Below are 744 nucleotides of genomic sequence, written 5' to 3'. Positions count from 1 at the left end.
TACTTCATGTAGAGCCTCATCTGATGGTCGTTGATGTGTCGGCCGGGCAACTCAGCCTCCCTTCGCTACATGGAAGAGCTGTTCATACCCGATTTACCGCGACCACCGACAAGGCACCCCGGCAGCGGGGCGGACTCCTCGGCGCGGCGTTGCGGCAGCGGTTCCGGGCTACGCCCTCCACCGCTGCCGCAACGCCAGTACTCTCATCCTGATTGACGCGCTGCTCTCATCTTGTTTGACGCGCGGCATTGCGCTGCCAACGGTGATGTGAAGTGGGTTGGACCCGCGCGGGGGATACCTGCAAGATCTACTGGGGTACTCGCTCCCGATAAATGAATTAGGTCCTCGCGCGCGTCTTTCATCAGGGTCCGGGCCGTAAGCCCAAAATGACCGTTTGTAGTATCGCAGTCCTTCACCTTCTCAAACACTGCGGGCAACGCAACAGGCAACATCGGGAACCCCATCGGACTTGCGCTGAATGGGGAAGCCCTTGTAGTAGATCTTGAGCATCACCTCGGGATGATACGAAGGCCGCCCGGTCAGCGCTGGCTCGACACCTTCAAACCCCAGCTGCCGGAGATCGAGTTCATCCACAAAGACGTCCACCACGCGCACAGGATTGGTGTCCGTCACGTAGTCATCGAGCGCTTCGGGAAGGAGAAAGCTTTGTGTACGATTGTCGCCTTGCACGAACCGCTTCATCTCGCTCCATCCCTCGCTGTCGGATGAAGCATCTTAGCGCTT

General features: G+C 58.7%; 1 pseudogene. It reads right to left on the bottom strand.

Features of this window, described 5'->3' with window-relative positions:
• Positions 1-483 precede the first annotated feature (483 nt).
• Positions 484-702, bottom strand: a pseudogene (locus M3I54_RS44485) (IS5/IS1182 family transposase); the annotation flags it as partial.
• Positions 703-744 lie beyond the last annotated feature (42 nt).

The sequence above is a fragment of the Paraburkholderia sp. CNPSo 3274 genome, from assembly GCF_024206475.1.
Taxonomy (GTDB): domain Bacteria; phylum Pseudomonadota; class Gammaproteobacteria; order Burkholderiales; family Burkholderiaceae; genus Paraburkholderia.
This window is presented reverse-complemented; position numbering and strand designations above follow the sequence as displayed.